The sequence below is a fragment of the Pseudomonas sp. BF-RE-22 genome (genome assembly GCF_019956155.1).
Taxonomy (GTDB): Bacteria; Pseudomonadota; Gammaproteobacteria; order Pseudomonadales; family Pseudomonadaceae; genus Aquipseudomonas; species Aquipseudomonas migulae.
The window spans coordinates 151,378-169,502 of record NZ_JAHBDD010000002.1 but is presented as its reverse complement, the minus strand read 5'-3'; the positions used below and the strand labels follow the sequence as shown (position 1 = coordinate 169,502).

Genomic DNA, 18,125 nt, shown 5'->3' with positions numbered 1-18,125 from the left:
AACGAACATGGCCAGGGGGAATTACCGCATGTCGTAAAAACCCGCGTGAACGCAAACAGCCCTTCAATTGCGCTGTGACGCAGTCGATAACCTGTTCAGAAGCCATGCGCGAATGGCCGCACGCACTGACAGGAGACCCACAGCGTGTCGATAAAATTACGCTTGCTCTTGCTGATCGGCACCGGCCTGCTCACGGCCGTGATCATGAGCCTGGTCAGTTACCTGGGAAATTCGCAAATGGCAGCCGCAGTGAATGACAACGAGGTCAGCATGACCGCGCTGCGCAATCACCTCGAAGCCGACATGATGCATGACGCGTTACGCGCGTATGTACTGTCAGCGCTGGCGGGGAAATTGTCGCAGTCGGTGGATCGGTTTCGGCTGTGATATCCATTCATCATTGATGTTGCCAGACCGGGCCCCATCGCGAGCAGGCTCGCTCCCACATTGATTGCGTCAACGCGAAGATCAACTGTGGGAGCGAGCCTGCTCGCGATGGCAATCACTCAAACGAGGCAGAATCAAAGCATTAAAGGTATTTATCGGTGACGGCACCCTCGGAGGCGCTGGACACCGTCTTCGCATACTTCGCCAACACCCCGCGTTTGTACCGGGATTCCGGCCGCACCCAGCGGGTTTTGCGCTCGGCCAGTTCGGCATCGGAAACGCCGACCGTGATCTGCCGGGTTTCGGCATCGATGGTGATTTTGTCGCCGTCTTCGATCAACGCAATCGGCCCGCCATCAAACGCTTCCGGCGTGATATGCCCCACCACAAAACCATGGGAACCCCCTGAAAAGCGGCCATCGGTAATCAACGCAACATCCTTGCCCAACCCCTTGCCCATAACCGCCGACGTCGGCGAGAGCATTTCGCGCATGCCCGGGCCGCCCTTAGGCCCTTCGTAGCGAATCACGATCACGTCACCCGCTTTCACTTCGCCATTGAGAATCCCGGCCAGCGCACCTTCTTCGCCGTGGTAGACCCGCGCCGTACCTTCAAAGCGCAAACCTTCCTTGCCCGTGATCTTGGCCACCGCGCCGGTGGGCGAGAGGTTGCCGCGCAGCACCACCAGGTGCGAGTCCTTTTTCACCGGCTGGTCGAAGGGCAGAATCACGTCCTGGCCTTCCGGATAGTCCGCCACGTTTTCGAGGTTTTCCGCGAGGGTCTTGCCGGTCACCGTCATCGCATCGCCATGCAGCATGCCGGCCGCGAGCATGCGCTTCATCAGCGGTTGAATGCCGCCGATGGCGACCAGTTCGCTCATCATGTATTTGCCACTGGGGCGCAGGTCGGCCACCACCGGCGAGACCTTGCCCAGCTCGACGAAATCATCCAGCGTCAACTCGACATCCACGGCATGCGCCATGGCCAACAGATGCAGCACCGCGTTGGTCGAGCCGGCGAGGGCGATGACCACGCGGATCGCATTTTCGAAGGCTTTGCGGGTCATGATGTCGCGAGGTTTGAGGTCCAGCTTCAACAACTCCATGACCTGCTGGCCGGCGCGGAAACTGTCCGAGGCCTTGTCGCTGCCGACGGCATCCTGAGAGCTGGAACCGGGCAGGCTCATGCCCAGCGCTTCAATGGCCGAGGCCATGGTGTTGGCCGTGTACATCCCGCCGCAGGAACCGGGGCCGGGAATCGCCACTTCCTCGATCTGCTTGACCTGGATTTCGTTGATGTCGCCACGCGCATTCTGGCCCACGGCTTCGAACACGGAAATGATGTCGGTGTGGCCGGCGCCGGGCCGAATCGTCCCGCCATAGACGAAGATGGAAGGGCGGTTCAGCCGCGCCATGCCGATCAGGCAGCCCGGCATGTTCTTGTCGCAACCGCCCACGGTCACCAGGCCGTCGAAGCCTTCGCAACCGGCCACGACCTCGATGGAATCGGCAATCACCTCGCGTGACACCAGCGAATACTTCATGCCTTCCGTGCCGTTGGCGATGCCGTCGGAAATGGTGATGGTGTTGAAAATGACGCCCTTGGCCCCGGCGGCATTCGCGCCTTTCTCCGCCTCGACCGCCAGCTTGTCGATGTGCATGTTGCACGGCGTGACCATCGCCCACGTCGAGGCGATGCCGATCTGCGGTTTCTTGAAGTCCTCGTCGGTGAATCCCACGGCACGCAGCATCGAGCGACCGGGCGCACGCTCCACGCCATCGACCACTTGAGAGGAATATTTGCGCAGATCGTTTTTATCGCTCATGACTGCTCCTCACCGGTTCATCGAAAAAACAGGTTGAGTATAGTGGCCCCGGCGCGCGTGTTCGGACTATCAGGTCGGGAACAGACGCGCGGGTTTGCTCCGGCGTGATATTCTTCACCTCAACTTGGTTTGACCTATTCAGTTTGCGTGTCCTCGAGACGCGCCAACAGAATCACTGTCGCTCAAGTAGCTGAAGCCAATAAAGATAAAAAGTCAGTTCAGTAGGGACATATAAACTGAGGTCGATGGATCACGTCGGCCTTGTGTGCCCACCCTCCGGATCTCATGTGCGAGCCCCCACGACATTTGCCTGAATGCCGTGTGAAACAAGGGTTTCGTCGTGAGGATGGAAGGGCGGATGACGTTTTATCAAAGGTGCTACAAGATGTTTAAGAAAATGAACACGGCCCTGCTGGGGCTGGCTTTGTCGATGGGGATCACGTCCGCTCACGCGGAAGAGGCAAAGAAAGTCGATGTGCTGCTGATCGGCGGCGGCATCATGAGCGCGACCCTCGGTGTATGGCTCAATGAGCTGGAACCTGGCACCTCGATGGAAATGATCGAGCGCCTCGACGGCGTCGCCCTGGAAAGCTCCAACGGCTGGAACAACGCCGGTACCGGTCACTCCGCCCTGGCCGAGTTGAACTACACCCCGGAAGACGACAAGGGCAATGTCTCGATCCCGAAAGCCGTTGAAATCAACGAAGCGTTCCAGATCTCCCGTCAGTTCTGGGCCTGGCAGGTTCAGCAAGGCGTGCTGAAAAACCCGCGTTCGTTCATCAACTCCACACCGCACATGAGCTTTGTGTGGGGCGATGACAACATCAAGTTCCTGAAAAAGCGCTACGAAGCCCTGCAAGCGAGCCCGCTGTTCGCCGGCATGCAGTACTCGGAAGACCCGGCGCAGATCGCCAAGTGGGTTCCGCTGATGATGGAAGGGCGCGACCCGAACCAGAAAATCGCGGCCACCTGGTCCCCGATCGGCACCGACGTGAACTTCGGCGAAATCACCCGCCAGTTCGTTGCGCACCTGCAAACCACCCCGAAATTCGACTTGAAACTGTCTAGCGAAGTGCAAGACATCACCAAGAACGAAGACGGCACCTGGCGCGTCAGCTACAAAAACCTGAAAGACGGCAGCAAGTCCGAAACCGACGCCAAGTTCGTGTTCATCGGCGCGGGCGGCGGTGCCCTGCACCTGCTGCAGAAGTCCGGCATTCCTGAAGCCAAGGAATACGCAGGCTTCCCGGTCGGCGGCTCGTTCCTCGTCACCGAAAACCCGACCATCGCCGAGCAACACCTGGCCAAGGCCTACGGCAAAGCCTCCGTTGGCGCACCGCCGATGTCGGTTCCGCACCTGGACACCCGTGTCCTGGACGGCAAGCGCGTGATCCTGTTTGGCCCATTCGCGACCTTCAGCACCAAGTTCCTCAAAGAAGGCTCGTACCTGGACCTGCTGACCACCACCACCACGCACAACGTGTGGCCAATGACCAAGGTCGGCATCAAGGAATACCCGCTGGTCGAGTACCTTGCCGGTCAGCTGATGCTGTCTGACGAAGACCGCCTCAACGCCCTGAAAGAATACTTCCCGAACGCCAAGGCTGAAGACTGGCGCCTGTGGCAAGCCGGCCAGCGCGTGCAAATCATCAAGCGTGATGAAGCCGCCGGTGGCGTGCTGAAACTGGGCACCGAAATCGTTGCTTCCGCTGACGGCACCATCGCCGGCCTGCTGGGCGCATCGCCAGGTGCCTCGACCGCTGCGCCGATCATGCTGACCGTGCTGCAGAAAGTGTTCAAGGACAAGGTCGCTTCGCCGGCCTGGCAGGAAAAACTGCACCAGATCGTGCCAAGCTACGGCACGCAGCTGAATGGCAGTCCTGAGAAGGTTGCACAAGAGTGGGCTTACACCGCCAAGGTCCTGCAACTGACCCCGCCACCGGCGATCGGTCAAGTAGCGGCCCCGGCAGCTGCCCCGGCTGAAGCGCCAAAAGCGCCGAAGGCTAACGCTGCAACTGATATGGCTCTGTAACCAGACGCCCAGTCAAAAAGCCCACTGCACCGGTGACGGTCAGTGGGCTTTTTTGTGTCTGGAATTCGGGGCTGGCGGGTAGCTTTCGCTTACCCTCACACAACTTGCAAAAGCACTGGGAATGGGGCTAGATCGCCTGCAAACGGCCATTCACCACAGGGATCTGTCTATGCCGCTGAGTTTCCACAAGATGCACGCCAATGGCGACGACTTCGTGGTCGTGGACGCGCGAAACTCGGCCAATCCAGTGACAAGCGCCCTGGCTCGGCGAATGGGGGATCGCCACCGCGGCATCGGTTTCAATCAACTCGCCGTGGTGCTCGATTGCGAAGACGCCGATGCGCGATTGATGTTCTGGAATACCGATGGCTCCACGCTGGATGTGTGTGGCAGCGCAACGCGGGGTGCTGCGGACAGGCTGATGCGCGAATCGAATTCGACGTCGATAACGCTTCGGACCAACCGGGGGTTGCTCACTTGCCAACGAACCTCCAACGGCAACATTTCCGTCAGCATGGGGCCGCCGCTGTTCGGCTGGTCGGATGTTCCCCTGGCTCAGGAAATGGATACGACGGTTCTGCCCCTTGATGGCGGCCCGGCGGCGTGCAGCATGGGCAATCCGCACTGCACCTACTTTGTGGATGACCTGACGGCGATTGATATTGCGGCCATCGGACCCACCCTTGAAACCCATCCGCTGTTTCCGCTCAGGACGAATGTGCATTTCGTCCAGATAGTTGACCGTAAGCATATTCGGCTGCGCATTTGGGAGCGTTGGGGCGGTATTCCGCTGGGTTCAGGTTCGTGCTCTTGTGGTGCTGCGGTTAACGGGATTCGTAGGGGGTTGTTGGACGATACCGTTGAGGTTGAATGTGATGGCGGGAGTGTTACGGTTCAATGGGATGGTGTGGGGCCGGTCTTTTTGATTGGGCCGGTTGAGGCAGTTTTTTCGGGGACAATCGCGGAAGGCTTGTTAAAAGATTGATGGCTGTTTTGTCGTGATAAACGTAGGAGTCCGATTGGACTCCAGAGCAGACCTGAGTGGACCACTCACTCCTCGTCGTACATTAGCTCCAAGGCCTTGATCCACTCGTCCGTAGCTTCAAATCTTGCGTAATACGCCTGTCTTTCTGAGTCACTCAGCTGAGTGAAAAAGGGAAGGAAATAGTTGTCGTTGTAGTAGCCCTGTGCGCCTTGCATATGGCCTCCCCACCAGGAAGGGTTGTAACCCTCAAATGCTACCCATGGAGGCGGTACGGAGAATTTTTCACGAGCGATGACATCCAAAAAATCAGCGCTATTGGTGACAAGTCGTACAGTCACCGCGTTGAATTCTCTGGAGGATGTGAAAAATATTAAATGTTCGTTTTTTAGGGCGTTTGAGTATTTTTTGACGAGTAGATCGTTGAAGGTTTTTTTAGTTGTGTAATTAAAGTTTGATTCAATGAATGCAAGAAAGTTAAGAGTGTCTTTTTGGTCGATTAAGAATGAGCTGTAATAGGCTGGAATGCCTACTTCTTCCAAAGAGGTGACTCTCAGGAAACTGGGTTGGAAGCTTTCACTGATTAATAATGGTTTGACGAAAATCGATTGCAGCTCTGGTATTGAGTAACCGGCGATCTGCTCTTTCGGCTCTTGCTTTATGAAGGCTTTGATGCGGCTAAAAATGCTCATTATATATCTCGGTCCTGTAAATGCTCGGCAAGCCAGCTAGCTCAAAAATAACCAGCAGTGCCGAATATTATGCCTCCCACCTCACCACTAATGATTGCTCCATGACCTGTTTCAATGCCAAATTCGGCACCTGCAATGACGCCGATTTTCGCTCCTGCGATCTAATACTGCTAGTGATATGACTCTGTAACTAGAAACCTGTTGAAAAGCCCACTGGATCGGTGACGGTCGAGTGGGCTTTTTTGTGTCTGTGGTTTAGTAGTTGCGGGGGGAGGAGGACTGGAACCCATAGCGTCGCTGGTGGAGGACGGCTATCGGCCAGAGGAGGACGGTCAACACAGAAATGTGAGGGCACGTCTTGCTCTCATCTAGATATAGCGCAGTAGAAATCATCTAGCTGAATACGCCAAGGCTGATCTGTTTCACTCGGAAAATCGTATGCAGTGACTTAACCTGCACTCGTTCTGACCTTTCGGAGGTATGCCAGTCGGCGAGGCTTTAGTTCTAAATGAGTAAATTTCGTTCAAGTCTCGCCCACCATAAGTTTATAAAACACATTCGAAACAGCAGTTGTTTGAACTATGTCCGCAAATGCAGATTCTATCTCATCCGCTCCTGCGCATACATAATTAGCAGAGGCGGAATCAATAATAACAGGGTAGCCTTGCTCTCGATCTGAAACAACCGTCGCTATCTTCTCCCCTTTCTTTGGATCAGACGCAGAAATAGCATAAACAAGGTAAACTAAATTTCCGATTATAGCTTCCCTATGACTACTTGACGGATCGAAAGCTAATTTTACAGTCCGATCTGTACCGATAAAAACCATTTCTGAAATATGCGTAAGTTTTTCGTCGATTTCGCGTTTATTTCTTCCCGCTTTCTTGGCGGCTTCTAATCCGGCTGCAAGTGCGCTCATGAAGTCAGTCATAATATCTAGTTACCCTCCCATAAATAGGTAAATGATCAAAATTTTTAAAAAAGACGTTGCCCAGGTACTCGTCATCGTGATAGCTAAAGACTGTAGTTAATTCTTCATCAAGATGCCAAGGCGTGTGCCCCATAAAGGCTGAGGAAACAATTATTTGGTCAAAAGTAAACCACTTTGTAACATGTGAGCTAGCTTTGTAGTAATAAGTCCCATGGCAAGGAGATAATTTTCCATTGCGACTGTAGGGTTGGACACCGCCTAGGCTGCGCCAAAATGGGTTATAAAGAATAAATGGTTTTTCGATAACTACACGTCTATCCCTGGTGGCGACCAATTTATCATAAATAGGCTTATCGAAAGGTTCATCGTTATAATCGCCCATCAAAATTACTTTCGCATCAAAGCCTTCTTCTTTGAAAACGGTATCTATATCTGCTCTTAAAGCGTAGCCAAGCTCATCACGACCAAGATCTGGACGAGATAGCCTACTAGGCCAATGAGATACGTAAAAATAAAATCGTTCCTCACTACCTACAATCCTAAACTCCAGCCTAGCTGCGACCCTTAAGTTTCCAGAGTAATGAGGGTGAACAATATTTTTACTCTCGATAAGCTCTAGTTTGTTTGCGCGATAAAAAACGGCAATATCGAAAATTATTCTACCTTCTTTTCCGGTTATACTTACGGAGGCGAAACCTGCTCTTAAGAAAGATTGACCTAGCGCTAGCACGAATGAATCTGAAACTTCTCCAAACGCTACCAAGTCAAGTTCTAGCAGCTCTTCTAGATGGCAAAACAAGAACCATGGGCGAAGGGTAGTGGAAATATCGGGTTCTTTCGCAGATGCAACTGGCGGCTTAAGGCCGACATTCCACCAAGCGAATGTTATATTCATCGAAACTTCCCTAATATGTCATCAGTCCGTGTTGCTGCACCATACTGTACTACACCCCCTCAGGTGACAAAATCAATTTTCATCTTCCACAAGACTAGCGAGCCAGCGAAATGTATGAGGAAAGCAAACAGTCATGACTTGATCACACCTTGGGCCTAAGCTGCACCAGCGTCAAGCGCGGCTACCGCTACCCTTCTGCTGTCGTGAGACGAATGTCCATGTAGCCTATCAGGCTTGTGCACGACGCTGTTTTTATAGAGGACATCCCGAGCCAACCGTTCAGAGGAAAAGGGGACAGATTTATTTATTCGCGCTCACAGAAAGTTTGCTTCGACCGAAAGCAACCCCTACAGATTCGGCGCCTAACTCCATCGAAATTTCCTACAACCTATTAGGCTTGCACCTAGGAAGCAACCTTACTAACCTCCCTCTGCCGCTGCCAATACAGCGACCGGGTGTGGTAGCCCGACTTTCTCATAGGAGCCCAGTTCATTGGAGTTCCAAATGCTCGACGAAAACGTTAACCCATCCGAAACTTCCGAATCCCCACCCCGCAAACCCGCCGAGGCCGAGCGCCGGGCAAACCCTATCTTCGCCGTCGTCCCCACCGCAAGCACTGAAACCCTCCTGGTTCACGCCTGCGAAACACTCGCTTCTGCAAGCGTTATGGCCAGTGAGCTGGCGTTCATACTCGAAGGCCCCAAATGCAATTTGGCACTGGGCATTCAGCAAATGATTGCGTTAGCGGAATTGACGGTGAATCGGGTGCTGGATCAGGTTGACCCGCAGGAGTAGGCGAGGGCGTTGATATAACGTGATGTGCCAACAGAAGCTCTGCCCCATTTAGTCGGGGCAGGGCTTTTTTTGTTTTTGGATTGAAGCCACAGCATCAGAGATCGCCAACCCAGTGCCTTCATCACTCGGAAAAGAATGAGTTAGGATCATCAAAGCCTAAAAACGGAACCTCTCAACCCAAGGACGCGACATTCATGGAAACCCCCTTTTCTCAAACCAGCGAGCGTTTGAACAATCGCCGATTTACCGTCGCGAATAACGCTCAAGGGCTGTCCGGTGCAGGCACCGTGTTTCACTACCACGTCGAGGGGAATGCCATTTCGAGCACTTACCAGGGCGGACGGATACGCATCGGTCATCAAGTCGGGCGTGTGACAGGCCCCGATACGATTGAGCTGCTTTTTCAGTGTTTGACGGCGGATGGCGAGATGCTTGCCGGTTGGTCTCGTGGCACGGTGGGCGTTGATCACGAAGGGCGTACCACTCTGGCCTTCGTTTGGGGTTGGTTGTCGGGCGCGACGGGTGGTGGGGAGTCGAGCTACGTCGAGCTTACGGCGTAGCGGTTAAGGTTTATGATCATTGCGTCGACACCCGTGCGGCAGTCGCTCCGACTCGTTCAACAGTCCGATCCGTAATCAATAACGCGCCACTTTCATTGAGGAGAATGACCGTTCATGACGACGCAAACCGAAACCGCCATCCTGGCCGGTGGTTGCTTCTGGGGTATGCAGGATTTGCTGCGACGTTACCCCGGTGTGCTATCCACACGGGTGGGTTACTCGGGAGGCGATGTGCCGAACGCGACTTATCGCAACCACGGCAATCACGCGGAAGCCATCGAGATCGTGTTCGATCCGCAACAAATCAGCTATCGCCAGATTCTCGAGTTCTTTTTCCAGATTCATGATCCGACCACCCAAAATCGCCAAGGCAACGATGTCGGCGCGAGCTACCGATCTGCGTTGTTCTACCTCAGCGATGAGCAGAAAGAGGTTGCCGAAGACACCGTGGCCGATGTCGAAGCTTCCGGCCTTTGGCCCGGCAAGGTGGTCACTGAAATCACCCCGGCCGGGCCGTTTTGGGAAGCGGAACCGGAACACCAGGATTACCTCGAACGGCTTCCCGACGGTTATACCTGCCACTTCATCCGACCCAACTGGAAATTGCCCAAACGCGGGTAATCAAGTACAGGGGCGGCTCGAATGAGCCGTCTCTGTTCAGCCGCTTTGAGGCAGGTTCAAACACGCTTCAACACACTGTCCCCCGCATCCTTGGGCAACCTGATCACATCAACCAACGCCAACAATCCCTACACCGCCACACCCACAAACGCCACTCGAAAGTCAGCCACCTGCGCCTGCAACTCATGGCCTTGCACCGACATCGACGCTCGCAACAACAACGCGGCAACCGTCACCCCCAACCCCATGGCCAGTTGAAAGAACATGCTGAATAACGCCGACGCTTCGCTCATCCGCGCCTTGGGTACGTCGGCAAAGCCGATGGAGTTGTAGCAGGTGAATTGCATGGATCGCGACAAGCCGCCGGCAAATAGCACGGCGGTAATCACGGCGAAGGGTGTCTGTGGGGTGAAGAAGGCACAGGCGACAATCGAGATGACGCCGATGACACCGTTGACAAGCAGGACTTGGCGGAAGCCATAACGCTGCATGATTGCCGTGGTGAACGGCTTCATCGCCAGGTTGCCGGCGAACACCGCGAGCACCAGCAGGCCAGCGTCGACGGGCGATAAGCCGAAGCCGACCTGGAACAGCAGCGGCAGCAAAAACGGCAAGGCGCTGATGGCCAGGCGAAAGAGTGATCCGCCGAAGAGGCTGACCCGGAAGGTGTTGATGGACACGGTTCCGAGCGGCAATAGCGGGTGGGTGTGATGTCGGCAGTGGTGCACGGCCCATGCGGCGAGGATCATGCCGGCGATCACTAGCGCGAGTCCTGAGTACATGGCGTTGCCGTGTTGGCTGCCCAGCCATTCCAGGCCGCCCAGCAGCGAGGCGCAGGCGCCGGCCAACAGGGCGAAGCCTTTGCCGTCGAACGGGCGTACGTTGTCTTCTCGTCCTTCGGGCACGAGCCACAGTGCGGCAAATAGCGCCAATGCACCGAGCGGCAGGTTGACGTAAAAGATCCAGGGCCATGACGCGTGGGTGACGATCAGGCCGCCCACGATTGGCCCGAGAATGGGCGCTACCAGGCCGGGCCAGGTAATCACCGCGATCATTTTCACCAGGTCTTTTTTGTCGGTGTTGCGCAGCACGGCCAGGCGTCCCACCGGCACCATCAACGCGCCGCCGATGCCTTGGAGTACGCGGGCGAAAACGAACATTTCGATGTTCTGGCTGAGCCCGCACAGGAGCGAGGCGAGGGTGAAGACGACGATTGCGCCGGCAAACACTTTTCGCGCACCAAAGCGGTCGGCGATCCAGCTGGACAGCGGGATGAAGATCGCCACGGCAAGAATGTAGGCAGTGATGCCGATGTTCATGTCGACCGGCGTAATGCCGAATGCGCTGGCCATGGTGGGCAGCGCGGTGGCGATAACCGTCGCGTCGAGGTTTTCCATGAAAAAGGTCACCGCCACCACCAGCGCGATCAGCCGGGTTTGCAGGCGCAGGCCAGACTCGGCTGTGACACTTGAATCTGGCGTGGCGGGTGACTTCACCGATGTGATCCTTTTTCGAGGCCATTCAAACAAAAAACAACGCCACGAGTTTTACCATTCCGGGACCACTCAGTCTCTAGCTCCGAGGCTTGAGACGCTCGACGATTGCCTTGCCCACGTCCAGCGCGGAACCTGGGTTTTGGCCGGTCACCAGTTCGCGGTCGATGACGACGTTGGAGGTCCACGGCGAGGTGTTGCTGCGATAGACGCCGCCCGCTTGTTCCAGCGCCGTTTGCGGATAGAACTTCATCGCGCCGCCATTCAACAAGCCCTTGGCCAATTCCTCTTCCTGATTGCTGATGACGGTGAATTTGTAGCCGGCGTAGGTCCAGCCTTTGATGGAGGCTTTGCCAGCGGTTTCGAGTTGTCGGGTGAACGCGACGGGATCGGCCAGGGTCGACAGCAGGGCAATCGGGCCGTGGCAGACGAGGGCGGTGGTCTTGCCGTTGTCATGGAAGTTGTTCAGCAGTTTTCCCAGCGCGGCGCTGTGCAGCAGGTCTTGCATCGGCGCGTGGCCGCCGGGGACGTAGACGGCATCGAAATGCTCGTAGCCGATCTGTTCGACCCGCGCCAGGCTGATGACCGGCGACTCGCCTTTTGAAGTGACTTTTAGCTGATCCAACAACGCCTTGTGCGCCTGTAAGGCCGCCACGTCATTGTTGAAATACATCTTGTCGTTGGACGATTGGTCCAGTGTCGGTGCCTTGCCGGTCGGGGTGGCGAAGGTGACGGAATGCCCGGCATCGAGCAGCAGTTTCACCGGTTGCATCAGTTCGTTCAGGTAGAAACCGGTGGCGAATACCTTCTGGTCCTTGAGGTCGAGGTGATCGGAATCGGACAGCACGATCAGGACATTGCTGGCCTGTGCGTTGAAGGCAGCCGCGGAAATGGTCATGGCGAGGGCGAGTCGGGCGATGGGGCGCATGGGAGCTTCCGAACAGTGAGGTGATCGATCGGCGGTCGCCGGATCGTTGATTCACTATATTCATGCCTGTGTGGGCGATAAACTCGCTGCGAAGGAAAGCACTTGTTCTTTGGAGGTAAGAGTGACCCGTCGATTCGATTATCTCGCGGACGTTGAAGTGTTCGTCACCGTGGTGGAAAAGGGCTCGTTGAGCGCCGGGGCGGTGTTTCTGGCGACCACGCCGTCGGTGGTCAGCCGGGCGATTTCGCGCCTGGAAGCGCGCCTCGGCGTCCAGCTGTTGCGGCGCACGACCCGGCGTCTGAGCCTGACCGAGGCGGGCCTGCTTTACCTTGAACAATCCCGCGCGGCGTTCGGGTTGATCGATGATGCCGAGCGGACGATCCAGGGGCAGGAAGGCGAGTTGACCGGGCGTGTGCGACTGAGTGTGCCGACGACCTACGGGCATTACCGGTTGCCGCCATTGCTGTGCCGTTTTACCCGGCAGTACCCGCAGGTGCGCATCGAGTTGAGCATCAGCAATCGCAATGTGGACCTGGTGGCGGAAGGGTATGACCTGGCGATTCGTCTCGGGCAATTGCCGGACAGCGGCCTGATCGGGCGCAAGCTGGAGGACGCGGGTTTGTGCCTGGTCGCCGCGCCGGACTACCTGAAACGTGCCGGCACACCGCGCAGTGTCGACGAACTGGCGGCGCATGCCTGCCTGCCGTTTGTGATGCCCAGCAGTGGCCGCGTCGGGCCTTGGCTGTTTCGCGAAGAGGGGGTTGATCGGGAGTGGATACCCGAGGCGAATGTGCAGGTGTCCGACGACGTGCTGGGCATTGTGTCCCTGGCCGAGCACGGCATGGGAATCTGCCAGAGCTACGATTTCATCGTCCGCGAGCGCATTCAAAGTGGACGCCTGGTGCCGCTGCTTGAACAGTCGGGCGGACGCTCCCGACCGTTCTCGGTGATCTATCCGCCCCATCGCCAATTGTCAGCGACCGCGCGGGCCTTGATCGACTTCCTCACCCGGGAAGTGGCCGAGCCAGTCAGCGAGCCGTCCCGGTAGGTTTCAGCGTACTTGATGCACCGCAGCGCCCGGATCGCCAGCAAGCCGGCTCCTACAGGTTTTGCGTAAACCCTCAATCCCAAACACCCCGCAATTTGTAGGAGCCGGCTTGCCGGCGATGGCGATCTCGCGGACGCCATCGCCAGCAAGCCGGGCTCCTACAGGTTTTGCGTGAACCCTCAATCCCGAACACACCCACAATTTGTAGGAGCCGGCTTGCCGGCGATGGCGATCTCACGGACGCCATCGCCAGCAAGCCGGGCTCCTACAGGTTTTGCGTAACCCCTCAATCCCGAACACCCCCACAATTTGTAGGAGCCGGCTTGCTGGCGATAGCAATCTCACGGACGCCATCGCCAGCAAGCCGGGCTCCTACAGGTTTTGCGTGAACCCTCAATCCCGAACACACCCACAATTTGTAGGAGCCGGCTTGCTGGCGATAGCAATCTCACGGACGCCATCGCCGGCAAGCCGGGCTCCTACAGGTTTTGCGTGAACCCTCAATCCCGAACACACCCACAATTTGTAGGAGCCGGCTTGCTGGCGAAGGCGATCTCACGGACGCCATCGCCAGCAAGCTGGCTCCTACAGGTTTTGCGTGAACCCTCAATCCCGAACACACCCACAATTTGTAGGAGCCGGCTTGCTGGCGATGGCGATCTCACGGACGCCATCGCCGGCAAGCTGGCTCCTACAGGTTGGGTGGTGTCTCGCCCGGGGCGATTTTGTTCTGATCCGTATTTTTCTGCGCTATCTGCATCTGTCATGTACCCGGCCTGCGCCCCACAATGACCGCACGGTCCGCAGTCGCGGTAGCCACTGAACCGCAAACTCATCATGTAGGAGGCCCCATGCCCAAGATGGCCATTTTTCTGGGTGGATTTCTGCTGTTAACCATTTTGATCGGTGCCTTGGCCACGATCTCTCCGACCTGATTCCTTCCTTCAATGCGCAATAAGCACAACGCCTCCACTTGGGAGGCGTTGTTGTTTCAGCGGTACCGTTTATTTACAAGAGTCCGTCGATGAACCCTGAGACTTGCCGGCGATGGCGTCATCACGGCCACCACCGCATCGCCAGCAATCCGGCTCCTACAGGTCAAAACGATCCAGGTTCATCACCTTCGTCCACGCCGCTACGAAGTCTTTGACGAATTTCTCCTTCGCATCACTGCTGGCATACAGCTCGGCCAAGGCCCGCAGTTGCGCATTCGAGCCGAAGACCAGATCGACCCGCGTCCCGGTCCATTTCACTTGGCCGGTTTTGCGATCGCGCCCTTCGAACTCCTGATTGGCGTCCGACACCGGCTTCCATTCCACCCCCATGTCCAGCAGGTTTTTGAAGAAGTCGTTGGTCAACGCCTCCGGTTGCTGGGTGAACACGCCATGTCGGGTTTGTCCGACGTTGGTGTTCAACACCCGCAAGCCGCCCACGAGCACAGTCATTTCCGGTGCGCTGAGGGTCAGTTGTTGCGCCTTGTCGATCAACAGGTGTTCGGCCGACACGCGGTAGCGGGTTTTCAGGTAGTTGCGGAAACCATCGGCAATAGGTTCGAGGAAGCCGAAGGATTCGACGTCCGTCTGCTCTTGCGAGGCGTCCGTCCGTCCCGGTGTGAACGGCACCGTCACGCTGTGACCGGCATTTTTTGCGGCTTGTTCGACACCGGCGCTGCCGGCCAGCACGATCAGGTCCGCCAGCGAGATTTTCTTGCCGCTGTTGTTGAACTCACGCTGAATGCTTTCCAGTTTCGCCAGCACGCTCGCCAGTTGTTCGGGCTGGTTGGCTTGCCAGGATTTCTGTGGCGCCAGTCGCAGGCGTCCACCGTTGGCGCCGCCACGTTTGTCGGAGCCACGGAAGCTCGACGCCGCCGCCCAGGCCGTTGATACCAGCTGCGAGACGCTCACGCCAGAGGCGAGGATTTTGCTCTTGAGTGCTGCGACGTCACTGTCATTGACCAAGGCATGGTCGACCGGCGGAATCGGGTCTTGCCACAACAGTTCTTCCTTGGGCATTTCCGGGCCGAGGTAGCGCGAGAGCGGGCCCATGTCGCGGTGGATCAGCTTGAACCAGGCGCGGGCGAAGGCATCGGCCAACTGATCCGGATTGGCCAGGAAGCGCCGGGCAATCGGTTCATAGATCGGGTCTAAGCGCAGCGCCAGGTCCGAGGTGAGCATGGTCGGGTTGCGGCGCTTGGACGGGTCGTGTGCATCCGGAATGGTGCCGGCCCCAGCGCCGTTTTTAGCCACCCACTGGTTCGCGCCTGCCGGGCTTTTGCTCAATTCCCACTCGAAGCCGAACAGGTTTTCCAGGTAGTTGTTGCTCCACCGGGTAGGCGTGGTGGTCCAAGTCACTTCCAGCCCGCTGGTGATGGTGTCCGGGCCTTTACCGGTGCCGAAGCTGTTTTTCCAGCCAAGGCCCTGGGCTTCGAGACCGGCGGCTTCCGGCTCGGCACCGACGTTGTCGGCAGGGCCGGCGCCGTGGGTTTTACCGAAGGCGTGGCCGCCGGCGATCAGGGCCACGGTTTCTTCGTCGTTCATGGCCATGCGGCCGAACGTTTCGCGGATGTCCAGGGCCGAAGCGACGGGATCGGGATTGCCTTCCGGACCTTCCGGGTTCACATAGATCAGGCCCATCTGCACGGCGGCCAGTGGGTTTTCCAGATTGCGCCCCTCATCGGTACGGCTGTCTTCATTTCTCCCGGGCTCGGCCACCAGTGGAACATCGCCGGGTGCTTGCACGGGTTTTTGCGCTTTGTCGTAGCGAACGTCGCCGCCCAGCCATTTGTTTTCCGAGCCCCAATAAACGTCTTCATCGGGTTCCCAGACGTCTGCGCGGCCACCGGAAAAACCAAAGGTCTTGAAGCCCATCGACTCCAGCGCGACGTTACCGGTGAGGACGATCAGGTCGGCCCAGGAAATGTTGTTGCCATACTTTTGCTTGATCGGCCACAGCAGCCGGCGCGCCTTGTCGAGGCTGACGTTGTCCGGCCAGCTGTTGAGCGGGGCAAAGCGTTGCTGACCGGAACCGGCACCGCCACGACCGTCACCGGTGCGGTACGTGCCAGCGGCGTGCCAGGCCATGCGAATGAACAGCGGCCCATAGTGACCGAAGTCTGCTGGCCACCAGTCTTGTGAGTCGGTCATCAGTGCAGTCAGGTCGCGCTTGACCGCCGCAAAGTCGAGTTTTTTGAACGCTTCGGCGTAGTTGAAGCCCTCGTCCATGGGGTCTGACAGGGACGAGTGCTGGTGCAGGATCTTCAGATTCAGTTGGTTCGGCCACCAGTCACGGTTGGTGGTGCCACCGCCTGCGGCATGATTGAACGGGCATTTCGATTCGTTTGCCATGTGCGAGCTACCTTTGGTCGTGTTCATCCGGCTATCGGGCCCGGGGCGGGCGTTAAATAGCAACGAGCGGAATCAAGGACATAGGCTGCAGGGCCAGCAGTTGGATCAACTGATTGTGGTGACCACACGGGAATTCTGAACAGCGGCAATCAGGTTGCCAGCGCGGTGGCCCACGGGTGGCCTAGTCAAGCTTCGGGCTCATTCCTGTCTCCTTTTCAGCGCTAATCCGGCCGGCTTATGGCGCCAGCGCAGACTAAGGTTAGACCTGAGTCGGGAAGTCAGCTAATAGGGCGAGTGTTGGGGCGTGATAGACGTACTCTTTCAATCTGGCGCCCGGAAACATTTCAAGGCCTCGGTTGTTTGCGCTACTGGCTGGGTGCCACAATACTTCTTTGACGAAGCATCATGATCAGGCGGATCAAATGGAAGGACTCGGACCCCGGTATGACCCGGATGCTTTGATAGCAGCGCAGGTACGCACTGATCGCCTGCACCAGTTGTTCCATCAGTCGGTGACGGCGATTCCGGGCAGTGTCCTGGCGGCGATCATGCTGTGCCTGCTGTGTTGGGAGCGCTTCGATCACCACGTCATTTTTTGGTGGATGGGCATTCTGACGGCGTCGACCTCATTGCGCGTCTCGATGTTCATCGCCTATTTCCGCAGCGACAAAAGTACACGCACACCTGAGCAATGGGAGTGGAAATACTGGAGCACGCTGGTGTTATCTGCCGGTATCTGGGGTGCAGGCGCGCTGGCATTGATGCCCCCGGACGATATTCTGGCCCAGTCACTGGTCATGCTTTTTACCGTCGGGATGTCGGTCAGTGCGGTGTCCTGCTATTCGGCCTACCGATACATGACGCTGGTGTCCATTGGCCTGGTGTTGTTGCCGTGCACGATATGGCTGTTGTTCCAGCCGTCAGCGATGCAAGTCGGCATGGCACTGGCGGTGCTGGTGTTCGCCTCATTCGTGGCCAGCGCTACCCGCAAACTCTCCGATGCGGTGGAAACCGCCTTTCGATTGACCCGTGAAATGGAACAGGCGCACCGCATTTCCAATCTTGCCGCGCAGACCGATGAACTCACCGGCCTGAGGAATCGCCGGGCTTTTTTCGAGCACGCCCAGCAGTTGCACAGTTACTGCAAAAACAATCAGCTGCCGCTGTGCGCGGTGATGCTGGATATGGATCACTTCAAACACATCAACGACACCTATGGCCATCAGGTCGGGGACCAGGTGCTGAGTCAGATGGGCCTGGTCATCAGCACCTCGTTTCGTGAAACGGATGTCTACGGCAGGCTTGGAGGAGAGGAGTTCGCCATTCTGCTCCCGGACACCTCGATTGAAGAGACCCTGAACATTGCCGAGCAACTCATCCGCTCGATTGCCGAATTGATGACCGGGCCGGTGCATTGCATAACGGCCAGCCTCGGTGTCGCGTCGATGGACGCCTCCGACCTTGATTTGCACAGCTTGATGAACAACGCCGATAAAGCCCTGTATCGAGCCAAGGCCCGTGGCCGAAACCAGATCGCCGTTTCCGAGTGATGCCGTGCAAGGCTTGTGACCTCGCGGTCATTCAAGTTGCAC

General features: G+C 57.1%; 13 protein-coding genes and 2 pseudogenes. 8 read left to right on the top strand and 7 right to left on the bottom strand.

Annotation, left to right across the window (positions count from 1 at the left end):
- Window positions 1-144 precede the first annotated feature (144 nt).
- Window positions 145-366 (top strand): annotated as a pseudogene (locus tag KGA82_RS01735) (hypothetical protein); the annotation flags it as partial.
- A 163-nt stretch (window positions 367-529) separates the two neighbouring features.
- On the opposite strand, the gene ilvD reads toward KGA82_RS01735, so the two are convergent.
- Entirely contained in the window at window positions 530-2,212 is a 1,683-nt protein-coding gene (ilvD, locus tag KGA82_RS01730) for a dihydroxy-acid dehydratase (protein WP_008042755.1), read from the bottom strand.
- A 385-nt stretch (window positions 2,213-2,597) separates the two neighbouring features.
- On the opposite strand from ilvD, the gene mqo reads away from it, so the two are divergent.
- Complete coding sequence (mqo, locus tag KGA82_RS01725; RefSeq protein WP_207286405.1) at window positions 2,598-4,244, top strand: malate dehydrogenase (quinone); 1,647 nt, start codon at window positions 2,598-2,600, stop codon at window positions 4,242-4,244.
- 169 nt (window positions 4,245-4,413) lie between these two features.
- A complete protein-coding gene (gene dapF / locus KGA82_RS01720) occupies window positions 4,414-5,229 on the top strand; it encodes a diaminopimelate epimerase (RefSeq protein WP_223449456.1) in 816 nt (271 codons plus the stop codon).
- 65 nt (window positions 5,230-5,294) lie between these two features.
- On the opposite strand, the gene KGA82_RS01715 is transcribed toward dapF, so the two are convergent.
- The 3 genes from KGA82_RS01715 to KGA82_RS01705 form a co-directional block, all read right to left on the bottom strand.
- Window positions 5,295-5,918, bottom strand: a complete 624-nt coding sequence (locus KGA82_RS01715) for a hypothetical protein (protein WP_223449455.1) — start codon at window positions 5,916-5,918, stop codon at window positions 5,295-5,297.
- A gap of 523 nt (window positions 5,919-6,441) precedes the next feature.
- Entirely contained in the window at window positions 6,442-6,837 is a 396-nt protein-coding gene (locus tag KGA82_RS01710; RefSeq protein ID WP_223449454.1) for a hypothetical protein, read from the bottom strand.
- Between the two features lie 4 nt (window positions 6,838-6,841).
- Window positions 6,842-7,744: a hypothetical protein gene (locus KGA82_RS01705; RefSeq protein WP_223449453.1), complete on the bottom strand. Its 903-nt coding sequence runs from the start codon at window positions 7,742-7,744 to the stop codon at window positions 6,842-6,844.
- A 504-nt stretch (window positions 7,745-8,248) separates the two neighbouring features.
- Between KGA82_RS01705 and KGA82_RS01700 the strand changes: the two genes are divergently transcribed.
- The 3 genes from KGA82_RS01700 (at window position 8,249) to msrA (ending at window position 9,720) form a co-directional block, all read left to right on the top strand.
- A complete protein-coding gene (locus KGA82_RS01700) occupies window positions 8,249-8,539 on the top strand; it encodes a DUF6124 family protein (RefSeq protein ID WP_207286411.1) in 291 nt (96 codons plus the stop codon).
- Between the two features lie 194 nt (window positions 8,540-8,733).
- Window positions 8,734-9,099 (top strand): hypothetical protein, encoded by a 366-nt coding sequence (locus tag KGA82_RS01695; RefSeq protein ID WP_223449452.1) that lies wholly within the window; start codon window positions 8,734-8,736, stop codon window positions 9,097-9,099.
- 114 nt (window positions 9,100-9,213) lie between these two features.
- Window positions 9,214-9,720 (top strand): peptide-methionine (S)-S-oxide reductase MsrA, encoded by a 507-nt coding sequence (gene msrA / locus KGA82_RS01690; protein ID WP_008042771.1) that lies wholly within the window; start codon window positions 9,214-9,216, stop codon window positions 9,718-9,720.
- Window positions 9,721-9,776: 56 nt separating this feature from the next.
- Here the strand turns inward: msrA and KGA82_RS01685 are convergent.
- Window positions 9,777-11,168: pseudogene (locus KGA82_RS01685) on the bottom strand (DHA2 family efflux MFS transporter permease subunit).
- Between the two features lie 124 nt (window positions 11,169-11,292).
- A complete protein-coding gene (locus KGA82_RS01680; RefSeq protein ID WP_223449451.1) occupies window positions 11,293-12,141 on the bottom strand; it encodes a type 1 glutamine amidotransferase domain-containing protein in 849 nt (282 codons plus the stop codon).
- Between the two features lie 121 nt (window positions 12,142-12,262).
- Here KGA82_RS01680 and KGA82_RS01675 point away from each other — a divergent pair, with 121 nt between their 5' ends.
- Window positions 12,263-13,189, top strand: a complete 927-nt coding sequence (locus KGA82_RS01675) for a LysR family transcriptional regulator (RefSeq protein ID WP_223449450.1) — start codon at window positions 12,263-12,265, stop codon at window positions 13,187-13,189.
- Window positions 13,190-14,280: 1,091 nt separating this feature from the next.
- Here the strand turns inward: KGA82_RS01675 and katG are convergent.
- The gene (katG, locus tag KGA82_RS01670; RefSeq protein WP_223449449.1) at window positions 14,281-16,533 is read right to left on the bottom strand and encodes a catalase/peroxidase HPI; all 2,253 of its coding nucleotides are present in this window, start codon (window positions 16,531-16,533) and stop codon (window positions 14,281-14,283) included.
- Window positions 16,534-16,955: 422 nt separating this feature from the next.
- Here katG and KGA82_RS01665 point away from each other — a divergent pair, with 422 nt between their 5' ends.
- Window positions 16,956-18,083, top strand: a complete 1,128-nt coding sequence (locus KGA82_RS01665) for a sensor domain-containing diguanylate cyclase (protein ID WP_008042064.1) — start codon at window positions 16,956-16,958, stop codon at window positions 18,081-18,083.
- Window positions 18,084-18,125: the final 42 nt, after the last annotated feature.

Coding starts and splice junctions, on each gene's coding strand:
- KGA82_RS01700 (WP_207286411.1), top strand. CDS start 8,249: ATGCTCGACGAAAACGTTAACCCATCCGAAACTTCCGAATCCCCACCC.
- dapF (WP_223449456.1), top strand. CDS start 4,414: ATGCCGCTGAGTTTCCACAAGATGCACGCCAATGGCGACGACTTCGTG.
- mqo (WP_207286405.1), top strand. CDS start 2,598: ATGTTTAAGAAAATGAACACGGCCCTGCTGGGGCTGGCTTTGTCGATG.
- KGA82_RS01665 (WP_008042064.1), top strand. CDS start 16,956: ATGGAAGGACTCGGACCCCGGTATGACCCGGATGCTTTGATAGCAGCG.
- KGA82_RS01705 (WP_223449453.1), bottom strand. CDS start 7,744: ATGAATATAACATTCGCTTGGTGGAATGTCGGCCTTAAGCCGCCAGTT.
- KGA82_RS01710 (WP_223449454.1), bottom strand. CDS start 6,837: ATGAGCGCACTTGCAGCCGGATTAGAAGCCGCCAAGAAAGCGGGAAGA.
- msrA (WP_008042771.1), top strand. CDS start 9,214: ATGACGACGCAAACCGAAACCGCCATCCTGGCCGGTGGTTGCTTCTGG.
- KGA82_RS01715 (WP_223449455.1), bottom strand. CDS start 5,918: ATGAGCATTTTTAGCCGCATCAAAGCCTTCATAAAGCAAGAGCCGAAA.
- ilvD (WP_008042755.1), bottom strand. CDS start 2,212: ATGAGCGATAAAAACGATCTGCGCAAATATTCCTCTCAAGTGGTCGAT.
- KGA82_RS01695 (WP_223449452.1), top strand. CDS start 8,734: ATGGAAACCCCCTTTTCTCAAACCAGCGAGCGTTTGAACAATCGCCGA.
- katG (WP_223449449.1), bottom strand. CDS start 16,533: ATGGCAAACGAATCGAAATGCCCGTTCAATCATGCCGCAGGCGGTGGC.
- KGA82_RS01680 (WP_223449451.1), bottom strand. CDS start 12,141: ATGCGCCCCATCGCCCGACTCGCCCTCGCCATGACCATTTCCGCGGCT.